Here is a 13189-nt window from a genome sequence, read left to right as displayed (position 1 = left end):
GATATAGAGGGCCCGACGAGATGTGCTACTCGGCTCCCTCCCCCGCTAGGGGGATTTACCACACACCCGATCGGGTCACACTGCGGACGCGTGACCCGATCGCGCACCGTCGCGGTCGAGGAGGATGTCGAGGACCGTCGTGTGGCGCGCAGCCCACGAGTTGGCGTTCACCCAGCCCATCCGCTCCTCCTCGGTGGCGCGACCGGCCGCCAGGGCCTCGTCGATCACGGCGGCGAACTCGCCCATCGTCGGCACGATCCTGATGCGGTCGCTGATGCCGTGGATGGGCGGGAGGTCGACGGAGATGACCGGGCAGCCGCTCGCGACGTACTCGTAGAGCTTGGAGGGCTCATCGCCTCGGTCAGCGGAGTGCGCCGGTGCGCGAGCAGGCAGAGCTCCACGTTGCGCATCGTCGCCACGAGCTCGCGCCGCCCGACGGAGTGGTGCAGGTGGACGTTGCCGAACCGGGCGAGCGGAGTGAGGTACCCGGGGTCGGGCTGCGGCCCCATCAGGACGATCTGCAGGTCCGGGTGCGCCGTCGCGACCGCGACGATGCCCTCGACGTCCAGGCGGTCGTCCAGGGTGCCCACGTGGAGGGCGCGGGGACCTGGGATCCGCTGCAGCCACTCCGGCGCGTCGGGCACCGGTCCGCTCCACTCCTCCGGAGCCACTCCGTTGGGCACGACCGCGTGCGGCCCGGTCGGCGCGATGCGGTCGATGATCTCCTGCGAGACCGCGGTGACGGAGCGGCCGCTCGTCGCGACCCGTCGGTACGCCTCCTGGAACGCCGGCCAGTGGCTCTTCCAGCGGGTGGAGGTGGTCCAGTCGTCGCGGGCGAAGAACATCACGTGCTCGGCCCACTCGAACGGCGCGAAGCCGGCGACGACGGGCTCGTGGTGACCACGACGGGGCGCACCATCTCGAGCTCGTCCGCGAGCTTCGCGAGGCCGCGGTCGTAGGCGGCGTACTCGCGCTCGAGGATCCGGCGATGTCGGTCGGATCGGTCCTGCGCATCCGCAGCGGCGAGTGCAGCACCTCCAGCGGCGTCCCGGGGAAGGGCGCCTCCTTGCGCAGCGCCGTGCGCGCCAGCGACGTGGGGAGGAAGCGGAACGGGTTGGCGACGATGAGGCGGCCGACTTGAGGGCTCTCGCGGAGCGTCCTGAGGATCCGGTCCGGCGGGCGCATCATGCCCCGCGCCGCCGCGTCCGTGTAGGTCTCGTACGAGAAGGTGAAGATCACGTCGCGCACGACGGTGGTATCGCTCACAGGGGGCGTCCTCACGCGAAGGTCCGGATGACGCGCGCCGGGACCCCGACGGCGACGGAGTAGTCGGGCACGTCCTCGCGGACGACGGCGTTGGCGCCGATCACGGCGCCGCGGCCCACGGTCACGCCCGGCATGATCACGGCGTTCTCGCCCAGCCACGCGCCGCGGCCGATGCGCACCGGGGCGATGCGGTCGACCGGCTGGTCGCGGATGAATCTCTCGGGGTCCGAGAACCCGTGCGAGTGGTCCGAGATGTAGACGCCGCGGGCGATGCCCACGCCGTCCTCGATGATCACGCTCTGGACCGCCGTGATGGCGGTCATGTTCATCCGGACGCGGTTCCCGATGATCAGCGCCGGGGTGGGCGCGTCGTCGGAGGGGACCATCAGCATGCAGTTCGCGCTGATCAGCACGTTGTCGCCGATCGAGATGCGGCGGCCGTGGCCGGGACCGATGCGGAAGGGGAGGCAGATGCGCGACCCCTTGCCGAAGCGGTGGAAGCCGCCGGCTACCAGCTTGCTGAAGGCCAGATCGCGGGCTCGCTGAGCGAGGATCGCGAGATCCAGTCCGTTCACGGCATCAACTCCAGGGTTCGTGGGGCGGCGGGGCGGTGGGGGGATCCGGCCCGCGCCAGAGGGGTGAGGGAGCGGGCGGCGCGACAGACGCGACCGCACGCGGAAGGGGTCGGCCCCACGATGGCGAGGGGGGACCGGACGGCACGAGCCCGTGCAGGAGTGCTCAGGTCTTTTACGCTGCCGAAACAGACCGGCGCCGAACCTCTGAGGGAGCGCTCCCGCACCCCTTCCGCCTGCGGGATGGCCGAGCATCCGGCCGTCCCACGGCCTCTCGGCGCCCACCGCGCCCGGGGACGCGTAAAATCTTCAGCGTCCGCGTTCTCGATCCTCCCCCGGGCGGGTCCCGCTGCGTCGGACCCGGCGGCGTCGCTCGGTCCGCTCGCCTCCCGCGGACCTCCGACCCACCGCACCATCAGAGAGGCTCGATCGTGGCCGATGCCGCCGACACCGCCGAGAGGGCGAGCCGCTCCTGGCTCCTCGTGCTCGGCCGCGCGATCGTCGCAGCCGCGGCCGGCTGCGTGGTCACCTTCTCGCCCGACCACAGCCCGTCCCTCGGCCTCGCCGTCTTCGGGGGCTTCGCGCTCCTCTCCGGCTCCGCGTCGCTGGCCCTCGGGCTCCGGTCCGTCGGCCCCGCCCGCACGCCCGCCCTCGTGGCGGCCGGAGTGACGCTCCTCGCCGGCGTGCTCGCGCTCGTCGCCCTGCCGGTGCCCTCGCTCCTCCTCCTCATCGCGCTCGTCTCGGGCTGGGGCTCGTCGCGGGCACCTTCGAGCTGGTCTCGGGCCGCCGCGGCAGCGGGCTCGCCGCACGCGACGCCGTGGTCGTCGGGGCCGGCACCCTCCTGCTCGGAGCGGTGTTCGCCGTCCTCCCGCCGCACCCCGTCGTCTCCGTCGGGCTCCTCGGGGCCTACGCCGTGATGGTCGGGGTCTACCTCGCGATCGCGGCGTTCTCGCTCAAGTGGGCAGGCGCCTCCGACGCCGTCGCGCCCTCCACACCGACCACCGGAGGAGACCGATGACCGCCCCCGAAGGCCCCACCCCCGAGCCCGGCTCCGACGACCTCGGTCCCCGCACCTTCCAGCCGACCCGGAAGGACCGGCTGCGCCCCCTCGAGCTCATCGGCTTCTCGGCCGTCATGGCGCTCTTCGTCGGCGGCGTCGTGCTGCTCTCGACCCGCGAGATCGTCGTGGGCCTGATCTCGTTCGGGGTGACGTTCATCGTCGTGCTCGTCGCGATCGCGATGTTCTCCCTCACCTTCAAGCCCGACGATGCCGAGATCGCCGACATCGACGAGCAGGACCGCGGGCACGGAGCCTGACGCCGGCGCCCGCGGTCGTCGTGTCGGAGGTGCGGGCTAGCGTGCCGCCGTGGCGGAACCGATCGGACGATGGTGGCGGAGGCGGCGCTTCTCGCGCGGAGCGGAGGTGCCCTACGCGGTCGGCACCTACCGCGAGGCCTGGCGGTCGTACCCCGTGCTCGTGCGGCAGTACCGGCCCGAGTACAGCGAGGGCATCGTCCTGAGCCAGATCCCGCCGGCCGCCGACGTCTACCTCTGCTGGCTCTGCGATGCGGGGCACGTCTTCGTCGCGACTCCCGATGAGCAGCGGATGCGCCCCGGGCGCGAGCGGCGCCTGTCGTCCTGGTGCCCTGAGTGCGCCGAGGCGGCGGCCCCGCGGGGGCCACGGGCGGCTCCGATGCGCCTCGCGGGGAGGAGAGGCGCCGCCACCGGCCCCCGTGCCTCCGCGCCGCCCGACCCCCGGCCGGACCGTCTGCACGAAGACGCCCGCTCTCGCGGTCGGCGAGCCGTTCGCGAGCCGGTGCGCGCCTCCTCCCGCGTCGGCCGTCGAGGCGCGCCTGCGGGCTCTGCTGGCCGAGCGGCTCGAGTTCGAGGCGGGGCTCACGGCGGTCCGGCTGTCGCGCCCGTTCTTCGACCACCTCGAGGCGTGGCCCGACATCGTCCTCGGCGAGCTGCGCGTCGCGATCGAGTACGACTCCACGGGGCGGCACGGGCTCGAGCACGTGGGGAAGCGCGAGGAGGCCGACCGGCGCAAGGATCGCGCGCTGCGGGCGGTGGGCTGGGAGGTGCTGCGGGTGCGCACGGGGCGGCTCGCTCCGCTCGGCCCCTTCGACCTGGAGGCGTCGTCGGTCACCGCGGCGCTGGCCGATCGGGTGCTGGAGCGGCTGCGCGAGATCCGGGGACCGCTGCTGGTCGGCGCGTGGTGCCGGTGAGCGGAGTCCGCTCGGGGGAAGGGGTCAGGTGCGCAGCGCCAGTGCCTCGCTCACCCACCGGCGGTGCAGCGCCCACGGGTCGGGCTCGCCGGCCCGCACGGTCTCGACGTGCCGGTCGAGCGCAGGACTCCGCGTGAACCACTCGGTGCGCTCCAGCCGCTCGGCCGCGAACCGGGCGTGCCGGGCCTGCTCGAGCGGGCGGCCGCCCCGCTCGAACGCCAGCAGCTCCTCGTGCCGCAGCCGGTGCAGCCGCTGGCGGGGGTTGGCGCTCGTGCCGATCTTGAGGCGCTCGCCGAAGCGGATGTAGTACACGACCTCGACGCGCGGCGGCCCCAGCTCGCCGTCCGGCACCTCGCCGTGCCGCCACTCGCACGCGGCGCACAGCCACGCCGAGGGCAGGCGCACGCCGAGGCGGGACCCGCAGACCGGGCACGGCGACGGCAGGGCGTCGACGACTCCGTCCTCCTGCGCCACCCAGTCGTGCGCGAGGCCGAGGTGGGCCGGGCAGAGCGCCACGGGGGCGCCCGCCTCGGCCCGGGAGGCGCATCCGTCGATCGAGCAGGCGCGGGCGGCGGATCGGGGCATGCCCCGACGCTAGGCGCGACGACCGACACGCGGTCGCGCGCCCCGCGGCGGAGCTCAGCCCAGGCGGTCGACCAGGGCCGAGGCCGCACCCGTGTAGCCGGCGGGGGTCAGCGCCAGCAGGCGCGCCTTGGCGGCGTCGCCGATGTCGAGCGCGCCGACGAACGCCGCGAGGTCCTCGGCGCCGAGGCGCTTGCCGCGGGTCAGGTCCTTGAGCATCGCGTACGGGTCGGTGATCGTCGAGCGCCCGGCGGTGACCTCCGCGCGGATCACGGTCTGGATCGCCTCGGCGAGCACCTCCCAGTTGCTGTCGAGGTCGGCGGCCAGCGCTCGCGGGTCGAGGTCGATCTCGAGCAGGCCGCGGGCGATGTTGTCGAGGGCGAGCAGCGAGTGGCCGAAGGCGACCCCGATGTTGCGCTGCGTCGTCGAGTCGGTGAGGTCGCGCTGCAGGCGCGAGGTGACGAGGGTCTGCGCGAGCGAGTCGAGCAGTGCGCTGGAGAGCTCGAGGTTGGCCTCGGCGTTCTCGAACCGGATCGGGTTGATCTTGTGCGGCATGGTCGACGAGCCCGTCGCTCCGGCCTGCGGGATCTGCCGGAAGTAGCCCATCGAGATGTAGGTCCAGACATCGGTGCAGATGTTGTGCAGGATCCGGTTCGCGTGGGCGGCCTTGCCGTAGAGCTCCGCCTGCCAGTCGTGCGACTCGATCTGGGTGGTGAGCGGGTTGAAGTCGAGTCCGAGGGACGTCACGAACTCCTCGGCGAGTCCCGCCCAGTCGACGTCGGGGTCGCTCGCGAGGTGCGCGGCGAAGGTGCCGGTCGCTCCGCTGAACTTGCCCAGGTACTCCGTCGCGTCGATCTGCGCGAGCACCCGCTCGAGGCGGTAGGCGTAGACCGCGAACTCCTTCCCCATTGTGGTGGGCGTGGCGGGCTGGCCGTGGGTGCGGCTGAGCATGGCCTCGTCGCGGTAGCGCACGGCGAGCTCGCGGAGGGAGTCGACGACCGAGCGGAGCTTGGGCTGCCAGATCTCGCCGACGGCCTGCCGCACGACGATCGCGTAGGAGAGGTTGTTGATGTCCTCGCTGGTGGCGGCGAAGTGGGTGAGCTCGGCGATGCGCTCCAGGCCCAGGTCGGCGAGCCAATGGCGCACGAGGTACTCCACGGCCTTCACGTCGTGGCGGGTGGTGGCCTCGAGCGTCGCGAGCTCGTCGATCTCGGCCTGGCCGAAGTCGCGGGCGCGGCGGCGGAGCTCCTCGGCGGCGGCCGCGTCGACCGGCTCGGAGCCGAAGAGGCGGCGATCGGTCAGAGCGAGCAGCCACTCGACCTCGACGTGCACGCGCGCGCGGTTCAGTCCCGCCTCCGAGAGGTACTCGCCGAGCGAGGAGACGGCGGAGCTGTAGCGGCCGTCGAGCGGGCTGAGCGGCTGGAGGGGGAGCGTCATGCGGTGGTGCCTTCCGGTTCTCGGGAGTCTGTCTCGGTCAGGACGGTGCGGTTGCCGCGCAGCCCCGGTTCGATCTGGGCGAAGAGCGACTCGCAGGCCCGCTCGATGAGCGCGAGCACCGAGTCGAACGCCGCCGCATCGGAATAGTAGGGGTCGGGCACGTCGCCCTGCGGTGAGAGGCCGGGCTCGAAGGCGAGCAGTCGGCGCACCTTCTGCCGGTCGACGTCGGTGCGCGCCCACGAGCGCAGCGCCCGCTCGTGGCCCTGGTCGAGCGCCACGACGAGGTCGAACTCGGCGAACCGCGCCGGATCGAAGAGCTGCGCGCGGTGCCGCTCCCCGTCGAGGCCCCTGCGCTGCAGGGCGTCGAGAGCCCGGTGGTCGGCCTGCTCGCCGAGGTGCCACTCGCCGGTGCCCGCGGAGGAGATCTCGATGGCCGACGCGAGGCCCGCCCGCTCGGCCAGGGACCGGAGCACCGCCTCGGCCATCGGCGACCGGCAGATATTGCCGGTGCAGACGAAGCACACGGCGAACGCCGAGGGCGCGAGGGGGCGGGGGTCACCCGCTCATTCTGGTGCACAGGGGCTCCCTCACACCCGGTCGATCCAGGACCTCCTCCCCGATCCCGCCCTCCTGCGTCCCGGCGGCGGTGCGGCGCGGCGATGCTCTCCACGGGGGCGGACTGCGGGGGTGGAGGGCGGAGGCGAGCACGGTGATCGAGCAGGACGCGACGGGGGCGGGAGCGCTGCTCCGGGCTCTCGCGAGCAGGGTCGGGGTGCTGAGGGCGCAGAGCGGCGGACTCCTGCCCGACGCCGACTGGGAGGACGCGGCGGCGAGGGGCTACGCCGAGCGGGCCGCGGAGCTCCTCGGGGGCCTCGCGGCGGCGGAGGCGGCAGCCGAGACACTGGCACTGGGAGCGCCGTGACCGCCCGGGTCGAGACTCTCGAGCTCGAGGAGCGGAGCCGGATCCTCGAGGCCCTGGAGGAGGGCCTGGCCGCCTGCGCGGCCGACGCCGACGCCGCCGCACCCGTCGTCTCGGTGCACTCGCCCGAGCGCGCGGGCGAGCTGGCGCACCTCGGTGCTCGGCTCCGGCTGCTCGAGGCCGACGCCGGGACCCTCCGCCGGAGCCTCGGGCTCGCCGTCGTGTCCTACGCGGGCGCCGAGTCGTCGGCCCTGCCGCTCCTCGCCGGACCGGCGCTCGCCGCGACGAGCTGGGGGCTGCGGGCGGTCGAGTCGGCGGAGCACCGTTCGCCGACCGCCCTCGAGGACGCGGCGGCCCTGGTGGGCGCGGTCGTCGGGGCGGTGCAGGGGTCGGCGGAGGCGCTCCTCCCGGGTGGCGACCGGTCGGCGCTCGCCCGGGAGCGCGACGAGCTGGTGCGGGCACTCCTGGGCGACGCCCTGGTGGTCGAGGGCATCCGCGCCCTGATCTCGTCGATCGGGCTCGGCACCGAGATCGGAGTGCTCCTCGTGCCCCCGCCGGTCGCGGCGGTCCTCGGTCGGCCGCCGGCCGAGGACCTCATCGGCAGCGGTGTCGGCTCGGCGAGCGGGGTGCTCGTCGTGCTCGGGACGCTCTTCGGCGTCCTCCCGGCGCCGGGCGAGCGGCGGCTGCGCGTCGAGGAGGCGGCACCCCCGCCGCTCCCGTTCGGCTCGGTGCAGGCCCCGCCGCGCGGCTGGGGCGAGCTCGCCGGCCGCGTCCCGCCGAGCGACCCCGACGGCCCGCAGGTCGTGATCGAGCGCTACGGAGCGGAGTGGCTGGTCGCCGTCTCCGGCACGACCGACTGGAGCGGGGATCCGGGGCAGGCGTTCGGAGCGGCGGCGAACCTCGAGGCGATGAGCGGGGGCGCGGGGACCTCGGTGCGGGGGACGCTCGCGGCGATGGAGGCGGCGGGCATCCCTCCGGGGGCGCCCGTCACGATCGTCGCGCACTCGCAGGGCGGGCTGGTCGCCGCGCGCGTGGCGCAGTCGGGCCGCTACGACGTCCACGACGTGGTCGCGTTCGGCAGCCCCGTCCGGGGCCTCGACCTGCCCGCGGGCACGCGGACGGTGTCCGTCGAGCACTCGGACGACCTGGTGCCTGCCCTCGCCGGCTTCGGGCGGTCGGGCTCGCTCGAGCCGGGCGTCGTGCTCATCGAGCGCCCGTCCGACCCGGGCGCCACGCGGCAGGAGGGCGCGGTGCCCGCCCACGCGCTCGACTCCTACCTCGCCACCGCGCGCGGCCTCGACGCGGAACCCCGGCCGGCCGCGGCGGGGGCCGCCCTGTTCGCGCTCTGGCGCGCGGCCCCGGACTCGCGGGTCGGAGTCCGCCTGACGACGGTGCCGGTCAGCTCTCGCGCGAGCGCGCGAGCGGCCGCACGAGGAGCCCGATGAACCAGTTGACGATCGCGAGGACGAGCGCGCCGAGCACGCCCCACCAGAACCCGTCCACCTCGGAGTCCGAGGCCGAACAGCCCGCTGACCCACGCGGTCAGCAGCAGGAGCAGCCCGTTGACCAGGAACGAGATCAGACCGAGCGTGAGCAGGTACAGGGGGAAGGCGACCACTCGGATCACACCGCCCACCACGGCGTTCACGACGCCGAAGATCACCGCCACCAGGAGGTACGTGAGGATCGCGGCGGTGGGCCCCTCCTCGTACGGGTCGACGCGCACGCCCGACACCACCAGCGTGGTGAGCCAGATCGCGACGGCGTTGGTCAGGAGGCCGAGGAGGAGTCTGCGCATGACTCCACTCTCCCAGTCCCCACCGGGGGCCCGCGAGAGGGGCGCGCCCGCACGGGCGGTCAGCGCTCGGTCTCGCCGATGGACGGGACGGGGACGGGAGGGCACAGCCTCGGGTCGGTGCTGCAGTCGGGCAGCGGTGGGAGCGGCGGCCGGGTCGTGGTCGGCTCGGGCTGCGGCGCGGGCGGCGCGGTCGGCAGCGGCACGGGCTCCACGGGAGCGGTCGTCGCGGGCGGCGGCTCCGGGGCGGGCTGCTCGGGGGCGGGCTGCTCGGGGGCGGGCTGCTCCGGCGCCGGCTGCTCCGGAGTGGGCGCCGGTGCGGGAGGAGGCGGCGCGGGCGCCCGCGTGGTACGGGGCGGGGAGGGCCCCCGCTGCCCGGGGGCGGGATGAGCGGGTTCCGGGCGTCGAGCAGCGCCTTCACGGGTGCGGCGAACCCGCTGCCCGCGGCGACCGCGGCCTCGAGTTGCGCGACCGCCTCGCGGAGGGCGGAGCGCCGCGCGCCGGAGCCCGCACCGGAGGCGAGAGTCGCGGCGCCCAGGCCCAGGACCCGCTCGGCGACGACGCGCTCTGCCTCCGTCGCCTCGTCGGCCGCCGTCGTGAGCGCCTCGGCCCGGACGCCGGCGAGAGCGGCGTTCAGGGCCGGCACCGCGGCGAGGAGATCGGCACGAGCCGAGCCCTCGACCACCGAGTCGGTCGCCGCGAGCAGCGCGAGCACGTCGTCGCGCACGGCGGTCGCTCGGTCCTTCGCCGCCGTGAAGTCGGCGGGCGGGGCCACGTCGATCGACGTCTCCCGCACGGTGGGGGCCGGCGACGGAGCCTCGGAGCGGGGAGTGCAGGCGGCGAGAGACAGCGCCAGCAGACCCGCCGTCACGGCCGCGGCGACGCGCGAGGGCCGCCGCCGCCCGGGGCGGCTCCGTCCGGTTCGCCGTCGAGTCCGCATAACGGCACCTTATCGGGGGACAAAGCGGGAGTCCGCCCCCGGGAAGGGTGGTTGCCGCAGGTGCAGTGGTGTGCGTGTGCCCTCCCGTCCTCGTGCGGCCCGCCGCCTACCATGGGCGGGTGACCGACCAGCCGGCTCCCCCGTCCGCCTCCGCCCCGAGATCCTCGCCCTTCCGGCCTACCGCCAGGGCCGAGCGGCCGCCGCCGACGCGTTCAAGCTGTCGTCGAACGAGAACCCGTTCGATCCGCTGCCCTCCGTCCTGCACGAGGTGCAGTCGGTGCAGGACTTCAACCGCTACCCGGACGCGGCGGCCACCGCGCTGAGGACGGCGCTCGCCGAGGAGTACGGCGTCGGGATCGACGAGGTGATCGTCGGAGCGGGCTCCGTCGCCGTGATCGCGCAGCTCATCAGCGCCGCGGCGGGAGCGGGCGACGAGGTCGTCTACGCGTGGCGCTCGTTCGAGGCGTACCCCTCGCTCGTCACGACCGCCGGAGCGACGAGCGTGCGCGTCCCGCTGCGCGCCGACGACACGCACGACCTCGACGCGATGGCGCAGGCCGTGACGGAGCGCACGCGGCTCGTCATCGTCTGCAGCCCCAACAACCCCACGGGCACCGTCGCCACCGCGGACGACGTCGAGGCGTTCCTCGAGCGCGTCCCGCGCGACGTCCTCGTCCTCCTCGACGAGGCCTACGCCGAGTTCGTCGACGACGAGCGGGCCGTCGACGGCACGGCGCTGCTCGGCCGCCACCCCAACCTCGTGATCGCGCGCACCTTCTCGAAGGCCTACGGGCTCGCGGGCCTCCGGGTCGGCTACGCGATCGGGCACCCCCGCATCCTCGACGCCGCGCGCTCGGCCGCGATCCCGCTCTCGGTCACGCGCTTCGCCGAGACGGCCGCCGTCGCCTCCCTCCGCCACCGCGAGGAGCTGCTCGAGCGCGTCGACCGCATCATCGCCCAGCGCGACGAGGTGCAGCGGGCCCTCCTGGAGCAGGGCTGGACCGTTCCCGACTCGCAGGCGAACTTCCTCTGGTTCGACACGCGCGACGAGACGGAGCGGGCGGCGGCGGTCTTCGAGCGCGCAGGAGTCGTCGTGCGCGCCTTCCCGCCCGAGGGCATCCGCGTCTCGATCGGGGAGGCCGGCTCTGTCGAGAAGCTCCTCTCGGCGGCGTCCGAGATTGTGGGGACCCTCCCCCAGGGCCATCCCGCGAGGCGGATAGGTTAGTCGGGTGGTAGTCACCAGCAGCCAGTCGCCGACGGTCCAGTTCCTCACCGCGGACGGGCGGTTCGCCCCGACCCCGCGGCCGAGGAGTACGTGCCGTTCCTCGAGGGCGTCGGCGAGGAGCAGCACCGCTCCTTCTACCGCGAGATGGCGGTCGTCCGCCGGTTCGATCGGGAGGCCGCGAACCTCCAGCGGCAGGGCCAGCTGGGGCTCTGGGTGCCCAGCCACGGCCAGGAGGCCGCGCAGGTCGGCTCCGCGTTCGCGATGCGCCCGCAGGACCACGTGTTCCCCTCCTACCGCGAGCACGTCGTGGGCAAGATCCGCGGCATCGACCTGCTGAACGTCCTCGCGCTGCTGCGCGGCACGACGCACGGGGGATGGGACCCGGCCGATCCCGCGAACGGCAACTTCCACCTCTACACGCTCGTGCTCGGCTCGCAGGCCCTGCACTCCACCGGCTACGCGATGGGCCTGACCTTCGACGGGGCCACCGCCACCGGCGATCCCGAGAAGGACGCCGCGGTCGTCGTCTACTTCGGCGACGGCGCCTCCAGCCAGGGCGACGTCAGCGAGGCGATGGTCTTCGCTGCGAGCTATCAGACCCCCCAGGTCTTCTTCCTGCAGAACAACCACTACGCGATCTCGGTGCCCGTCGCCACGCAGTCGCGCAGCCCGCTCTACCTCCGCTCCTCCGGCTTCGGCATCCCCGGCGTGCAGATCGACGGCAACGACGTGCTCGCCAGCTACGCCGTCACCGCGAAGCACCTGCAGGACGCCCGCTCCGGCGGCGGCCCCCAGTTCATCGAGGCGCTCACGTACCGGATCGGCGCGCACACCTCGAGCGACGACCCGACGAAGTACCGCACCGACGACGAGCTCGCCTCGTGGGTCGCGAAGGACCCGATCACGCGCCTCGCCGCGTACCTGCGCTCCGAGGGCGTGCCGCAGTCGTTCTTCGACGGGATCGACGAGGAGGCGGAGGACTTCGCCTCCGATGTCCGCCGCCGACTGCTCGAGCTCGAGGCGCCGCCGACCGGGGTGATCTTCGATCACGTGTACTCCGAGCCGCATCCGCTGGTGACGGAGCAGAAGGCGTGGCTGCAGAGCTACGAGGACTCGTTCGGAGGCGACCCGCGATGACGATCGACACGAGCACCACGGCTGCGCAGCCGCACCTCTCCGAGGAGCAGCTGCAGTCGATGTCCATGGCCAAGGCGCTGAACGCCGGCCTCCGCCGCGCGATGACCGAGAACGACCGCGTCCTGATGATGGGCGAGGACATCGGTCCGCTGGGCGGCGTGTTCCGCATCACCGAGGGCCTGCACGCCGAGTTCGGGCCGAAGCGCGTGCTCGACACCCCGCTCGCCGAGTCCGGCATCGTCGGCACCGCGATCGGCCTCGCGATGCGCGGGTTCCGGCCCGTCTGCGAGATCCAGTTCGACGGCTTCATCTACCCGGCCTTCGACCAGATCACGTCGCGGCTGGCCAAGATGACCAACCGGCACGAGGGCCTGCTGAGCATGCCCGTCGTGATCCGCGTGCCGTACGGCGGGCACATCGGCGCGGTCGAGCACCACCAGGAGAGCAACGAGGCGTACTTCGCGCACACCGCAGGGCCTCCGCGCCGTCAGCCCCTCCACTCCGAACGACGCGTACTGGATGATCCAGGAGGCGATCGCCTCGGACGACCCCGTGATGTTCTTCGAGCCCAAGAGCCGCTACTGGCCCAAGGGCGACGTCGACCTCCGTGCTCCCGCCGCCCCGCTGCACGCCACGCGCGTCGTGCGCCCGGGCACCGAGGTGACCGTCGTCGGCTGGGGCCCGATGGTGGCGGTGCTCCTGCAGGCCGCCGAGGTCGCCGCGGAGGAGGGGACGAGCATCGAGGTCGTCGACCTCCGCTCGCTCTCGCCCATCGACTGGGCGCCGCTGCTCGAGTCCGTGCGCCGCACGGGCCGCCTGATCGTGGCCCAGGAGGCCTCGGCGAACGTGAGCCTCGGCTCCGAGATCGCGGCGACCGTCACCGAGAAGGCGTTCTACTCCCTCGGAGGCGCCCGTGCTGCGGGTCGCCGGCTTCGACACCCCGTTCCCGCCCGCCAAGGTCGAGAAGCTCTTCCTCCCCGACGTCGACCGCGTGCTCGAGGCCGTCGACCGCTCCCTCGCGTACTGACGCATCCGCGTCCTCCAGCGTCAGGACGCCCCGCGTCCCCCAGCGTCAGAAAGCAGAACCA

At 73.9% G+C, this 13189-nt stretch carries 13 protein-coding genes and 3 pseudogenes; 9 read left to right on the top strand and 7 right to left on the bottom strand.

Annotated elements, in window-relative coordinates:
* Positions 1-75: 75 nt before the first annotated feature.
* The 3 genes from AC0CII_RS11775 to AC0CII_RS11765 all read right to left on the bottom strand — a co-directional run bounded on the left by AC0CII_RS11775 (position 76) and on the right by AC0CII_RS11765 (position 1841).
* On the bottom strand, positions 76-246 hold the full coding sequence (locus AC0CII_RS11775; RefSeq protein WP_465229526.1) for a hypothetical protein: 171 nt from the start codon (positions 244-246) through the stop codon (positions 76-78).
* Positions 225-848, bottom strand: a complete 624-nt coding sequence (locus AC0CII_RS11770; RefSeq protein ID WP_465229525.1) for a glycosyltransferase family protein — start codon at positions 846-848, stop codon at positions 225-227. The genes AC0CII_RS11775 and AC0CII_RS11770 overlap by 22 nt, the downstream gene beginning before the upstream one ends.
* A 429-nt stretch (positions 849-1277) precedes the next feature.
* On the bottom strand, positions 1278-1841 hold the full coding sequence (locus AC0CII_RS11765; protein WP_465227628.1) for an acyltransferase: 564 nt from the start codon (positions 1839-1841) through the stop codon (positions 1278-1280).
* A 428-nt stretch (positions 1842-2269) separates the two neighbouring features.
* On the opposite strand from AC0CII_RS11765, the gene AC0CII_RS11760 reads away from it, so the two are divergent.
* The 3 genes from AC0CII_RS11760 (at position 2270) to AC0CII_RS11750 (ending at position 4066) form a co-directional block, all read left to right on the top strand.
* Positions 2270-2755: a hypothetical protein gene (locus AC0CII_RS11760; protein ID WP_465229524.1), complete on the top strand. Its 486-nt coding sequence runs from the start codon at positions 2270-2272 to the stop codon at positions 2753-2755.
* Between the two features lie 97 nt (positions 2756-2852).
* Complete coding sequence (locus AC0CII_RS11755) at positions 2853-3155, top strand: hypothetical protein (RefSeq protein WP_465227630.1); 303 nt, start codon at positions 2853-2855, stop codon at positions 3153-3155.
* 416 nt (positions 3156-3571) lie between these two features.
* Positions 3572-4066, top strand: a complete 495-nt coding sequence (locus AC0CII_RS11750; protein WP_465229523.1) for a hypothetical protein — start codon at positions 3572-3574, stop codon at positions 4064-4066.
* A 24-nt stretch (positions 4067-4090) separates the two neighbouring features.
* Here the strand turns inward: AC0CII_RS11750 and AC0CII_RS11745 are convergent, their stop codons facing one another.
* From AC0CII_RS11745 to AC0CII_RS11735, 3 genes are read right to left on the bottom strand one after another with little or no spacing between them, the layout of a single operon-like run.
* A complete protein-coding gene (locus AC0CII_RS11745; RefSeq protein WP_465227631.1) occupies positions 4091-4651 on the bottom strand; it encodes a GIY-YIG nuclease family protein in 561 nt (186 codons plus the stop codon).
* Positions 4652-4705: 54 nt separating this feature from the next.
* Positions 4706-6085 carry an adenylosuccinate lyase gene (gene purB / locus AC0CII_RS11740; protein ID WP_465227632.1) on the bottom strand — a complete coding sequence of 460 codons (1380 nt, stop codon included), beginning with the start codon at positions 6083-6085 and terminating at the stop codon, positions 4706-4708.
* Positions 6082-6609, bottom strand: coding sequence for a low molecular weight protein-tyrosine-phosphatase (locus AC0CII_RS11735; RefSeq protein WP_465227633.1), 528 nt, complete (start codon positions 6607-6609; stop codon positions 6082-6084). Before AC0CII_RS11735 ends, purB begins: the two co-directional genes overlap by 4 nt.
* A gap of 185 nt (positions 6610-6794) precedes the next feature.
* On the opposite strand from AC0CII_RS11735, the gene AC0CII_RS11730 reads away from it, so the two are divergent.
* Positions 6795-7007 carry a hypothetical protein gene (locus AC0CII_RS11730; protein WP_465227634.1) on the top strand — a complete coding sequence of 71 codons (213 nt, stop codon included), beginning with the start codon at positions 6795-6797 and terminating at the stop codon, positions 7005-7007.
* A 905-nt stretch (positions 7008-7912) separates the two neighbouring features.
* Positions 7913-8104 (top strand): annotated as a pseudogene (locus tag AC0CII_RS11725) (alpha/beta hydrolase); the annotation flags it as partial.
* 173 nt (positions 8105-8277) lie between these two features.
* Here AC0CII_RS11725 and AC0CII_RS11720 read toward each other — a convergent pair.
* Positions 8278-8802 carry a phage holin family protein gene (locus AC0CII_RS11720; protein WP_465229522.1) on the bottom strand — a complete coding sequence of 175 codons (525 nt, stop codon included), beginning with the start codon at positions 8800-8802 and terminating at the stop codon, positions 8278-8280.
* A gap of 117 nt (positions 8803-8919) precedes the next feature.
* On the opposite strand from AC0CII_RS11720, the gene AC0CII_RS11715 reads away from it, so the two are divergent.
* From AC0CII_RS11715 to AC0CII_RS11700, 4 genes and pseudogenes are all read left to right on the top strand, one after another.
* Positions 8920-9189 (top strand): hypothetical protein, encoded by a 270-nt coding sequence (locus AC0CII_RS11715; RefSeq protein WP_465229521.1) that lies wholly within the window; start codon positions 8920-8922, stop codon positions 9187-9189.
* A gap of 626 nt (positions 9190-9815) precedes the next feature.
* Positions 9816-10964: a histidinol-phosphate transaminase gene (gene hisC / locus AC0CII_RS11710; protein WP_465230881.1), complete on the top strand. Its 1149-nt coding sequence runs from the start codon at positions 9816-9818 to the stop codon at positions 10962-10964.
* A gap of 4 nt (positions 10965-10968) precedes the next feature.
* A pseudogene (locus AC0CII_RS11705) lies at positions 10969-12101 on the top strand (thiamine pyrophosphate-dependent dehydrogenase E1 component subunit alpha).
* Positions 12102-12160: 59 nt separating this feature from the next.
* Positions 12161-13128, top strand: a pseudogene (locus AC0CII_RS11700) (alpha-ketoacid dehydrogenase subunit beta).
* The last annotated feature ends 61 nt before the right edge of the window (positions 13129-13189 follow it).

The organism is Rathayibacter sp. AC182, from assembly GCF_979253875.1.
The sequence above is the reverse complement of the archived record's forward strand: the minus strand, read 5'-3'. Positions and strand labels throughout refer to the sequence as shown.

Bases quoted from the DNA above. Each gene is read 5' to 3' on its own strand.
- AC0CII_RS11775 (WP_465229526.1), bottom strand. From the start codon at position 246: ATGGGCGAGTTCGCCGCCGTGATCGACGAGGCCCTGGCGGCCGGTCGC.
- AC0CII_RS11755 (WP_465227630.1), top strand. From the start codon at position 2,853: ATGACCGCCCCCGAAGGCCCCACCCCCGAGCCCGGCTCCGACGACCTC.
- AC0CII_RS11745 (WP_465227631.1), bottom strand. From the start codon at position 4,651: ATGCCCCGATCCGCCGCCCGCGCCTGCTCGATCGACGGATGCGCCTCC.
- purB (WP_465227632.1), bottom strand. From the start codon at position 6,085: ATGACGCTCCCCCTCCAGCCGCTCAGCCCGCTCGACGGCCGCTACAGC.
- AC0CII_RS11720 (WP_465229522.1), bottom strand. From the start codon at position 8,802: ATGCGCAGACTCCTCCTCGGCCTCCTGACCAACGCCGTCGCGATCTGG.